Annotated in this window: 3 protein-coding genes; 2 read left to right on the forward strand and 1 reads right to left on the reverse strand. The window is 39.0% G+C overall.

Features of this window, described 5'->3' with window-relative positions; translation table 11 throughout:
* Window positions 1-1,405 (reverse strand): DNA mismatch repair protein MutS (gene mutS, locus AACY61_RS11510; RefSeq protein WP_339611727.1); only part of this gene is annotated, 1,405 nt, incomplete at its 3' end.
* A 201-nt stretch (window positions 1,406-1,606) separates the two neighbouring features.
* Here mutS and AACY61_RS11515 point away from each other — a divergent pair.
* Together AACY61_RS11515 and AACY61_RS11520 are read left to right on the forward strand one after the other, a co-directional pair.
* Window positions 1,607-2,392 (forward strand): carboxypeptidase-like regulatory domain-containing protein, encoded by a 786-nt coding sequence (locus AACY61_RS11515; RefSeq protein WP_339611728.1) that lies wholly within the window; start codon window positions 1,607-1,609, stop codon window positions 2,390-2,392.
* A gap of 47 nt (window positions 2,393-2,439) precedes the next feature.
* Window positions 2,440-2,988, forward strand: a complete 549-nt coding sequence (locus AACY61_RS11520; RefSeq protein WP_339611729.1) for an RNA methyltransferase — start codon at window positions 2,440-2,442, stop codon at window positions 2,986-2,988.
* Window positions 2,989-3,007 lie beyond the last annotated feature (19 nt).

A 3,007-nucleotide genomic window follows, 5' to 3' on the forward strand; every position in this document is an offset into this window, starting at 1 on the left:
CAAACACATTATTGGAGGCTATTTTCAATGAAGTAATTCCGGTGCGCTTGGTTTCACGTTCAAGCATTTCATCAAGGTATTGTTTTCCACCTTTGGAAATGGCTCTCAATTCATCGAGATCTTCAGAAAATCCCGGAGCGATGGAGTTTCCTTTTAAAATGTTGACAGGAGCCTCTTCATTGAGGGTTTCTTTTATTCTTTCGCGTAAGCTGTCACAAGAGTGGAGCTGTTCGCCAAGGATTTTTAAGGCTTCATTTCCTGTATTTTCAGAGAGACTTTTGATGGGTACGATGGCTTCCAGCGAGTTTTTCAATTGAATAAGCTCCCGGGGGTTCACCTTAGCGGTTGCTACTTTTGAAATCAAACGTTCCAAATCTCCAATGTGTTTGATGTGTTGACGCATTTTTTGCAACAGTTCCGGATTGTCTAACAAAAAACTCACCACCTCGTGCCGTTCGACTATTTTTTCAGGATTTTTTAGTGGAAGTGCCAGCCAACGTTTAAGCATCCTTCCTCCCATTGCTGAAATGGTTTTGTCAATTACCTGCAGAAGGGTTACCGCATTTTGTGCATTGGAAAAGTACAGTTCCAGATTGCGAATTGTAAAGCGGTCCATCCATACATAAGCATCTTCTGCGATGCGTTGTAGCCGGCTGATGTGGTCGCGTTTTTGATGTTGTGTTTCGCTTAAATAATGCAAGGCCACTCCTGATGCTATGATGCCATTTTCCAGGTGATTTACACCAAAACCTTTCAATGTTTTTGTGTTGAAATGCTTGTTGAGGGTTTCAGTAGCATACTCATTTTGAAACACCCAGTCATCGAGATAAAATAAATGAAAATCTTCGCCAAAAGAATCAAAAAACAGTTTCTTTTTTTGCTTTTGAATCAGCAGTTCACTGGGCTGAAAGTTTTGAAGCAATTTATCGATGTAGTCCCGGTCGCCCTCTGAAGTGAGAAACTCGCCTGTAGAGACATCGAGAAAAGCAATTCCTATGCTGTTAGTGCCAAAGTGAATCGCTGCCAGAAAATTGTTGTTTTTTGATTGAAGGATATCATCATTGATTGCAACCCCCGGAGTTACCAATTCAGTTACACCACGTTTTACAATAGTTTTGGTTTGTTTGGGGTCTTCCAGCTGGTCGCAAATGGCCACACGGCAACCGGCTTTTACCAATTTGGGCAAATAGGTGTTGAGTGAGTGATGAGGAAAGCCTGCCAATTCGGTTTGGTCGCCACCGTTGTTTCTGGCAGTGAGCGTGATGTTTAAAATGGCCGCGGCCCGTTTAGCATCTTCACCGAAAGTTTCATAAAAGTCCCCCACTCTAAACAAAAGCAGGGCATCGGGATACTTAGCCTTGATCGTATTGTACTGCTTCATTAAGGGGGTTTCTTTTTTTGCCATAAGAGGTGCTTTTCTGCAACAAGCTAAGGTAAAAAATCTGATAGGCTTTTTAAAACCACTTCACTTTTTTTATTGAGTTTTTATCAACAAAAAAACGGTGGTTCTTAAAACAATCAGGTGTAAAAAAAACGTTTTTTGGGAGTTTATTAATACGCTTGTATTTCTCAATTCTATTAATTTGACTTTTTATTCCTAATTCCATTGAAACGTATACTCATCAAAATAATTTCCTGTTTGACTGTGTTGCTTTTTACAACTTTAGTGAGTTCACAAGAGTTTGCATTGAGTGGTAAAGTGACCCACCCCTTTGAAAAGGAGCTGGAAAACATTCATGTATTCAACACTACAACTTCAAAGGGCACACTAACTGACCTTTTTGGTGATTTTAAAATTATGGTTTCGATTGGTGATACCCTGCATATTTCATCATTGCAGTTCAAATCTGAAATTATTACAATTTCATTGGAAGCGTTTGTCTCTAAAGAAATTGTTATTGAGTTAGAACAATTTACTAATGAACTGGATGAAGTATTTTTAAAAAACCATACTTTAACGAGAGATTTGAACAGAGACTCCAAAAACATTCAAACAACACCTGTAGTTACTGCGTTTTCATTAGGAATTATTGATAAAGAAATCCGGGTTTTGACGCAGTCTGAAAGAAGATTGAAGACTGCTTCCTATGGTGCCGGTCCTATGTCTTTGGATGGCATTATCAATGGTATTTCCGGCAGGACAAAAATGCTAAAGAACAGAGTAAAACTAGAAAAAGACAATCAACGCATAAAGCGCATCCTTGAAGAATTTCCTGAAAAGTATATCATTGAAGAATTGAAGATTGATAAAAGCAAGGTCTATGAATTTCTTTATTATTGTGAAACGCATTCTGAATTTAGTGAAATTACTCAAAAAGATGCCATCAGCATACTTCATTTTCTAAAACAACAAGCTGAAAGTTTCCTTAAACTAAAAAAAGAAGCTAAGTAAAGGGATTTTGATTTACATTCCTTTTATAAAATCTTACTTTTGCACTCATGGGCAACAGAAAATTAAAAAACAGCGAACTTCCAAGGCTTAGTGAAGAAGAATTTAAAGCGGCACAAAAAACACCCCTCCTCATTGTATTGGACAACATCAGGAGTTTGAACAATATTGGGTCTGTTTTTCGTACTGCAGATGCTTTTTTAGTAGAAAAAATTTATCTCTGTGGCATCACTGCCAAGCCACCCCACAAGGACATACATAAAACCGCCTTGGGAGCCACCGAAACCGTTGCCTGGGAATATGCTGAAAACACGCTCGATGTAGTGCAACGACTCAAGTCTGAAAACATTCAAGTACTGGCTATTGAGCAGGCTGAAAAGGCGGTGATGCTGGATGAGTTTTCGCCTTTACCTTCTCAAAAATATGCCGTTATTTTTGGCAACGAAGTCAAAGGGGTCTCTCAACCTGTGGTAGACGCTTCTGATGAAGTCCTTGAAATCCCGCAACTGGGCACAAAACATTCCTTGAACATTTCAGTGAGTGCCGGGGTGGTTGTATGGGATTTGTTTTCAAAGCTAAAAGCACTTACTCAAGACTGATTTGTCTTAAAATTTCGAG

Origin of the sequence: uncultured Planktosalinus sp., assembly GCF_963973675.1 — a bacterium.
Classification (GTDB): domain Bacteria; phylum Bacteroidota; class Bacteroidia; order Flavobacteriales; family Flavobacteriaceae; genus Planktosalinus.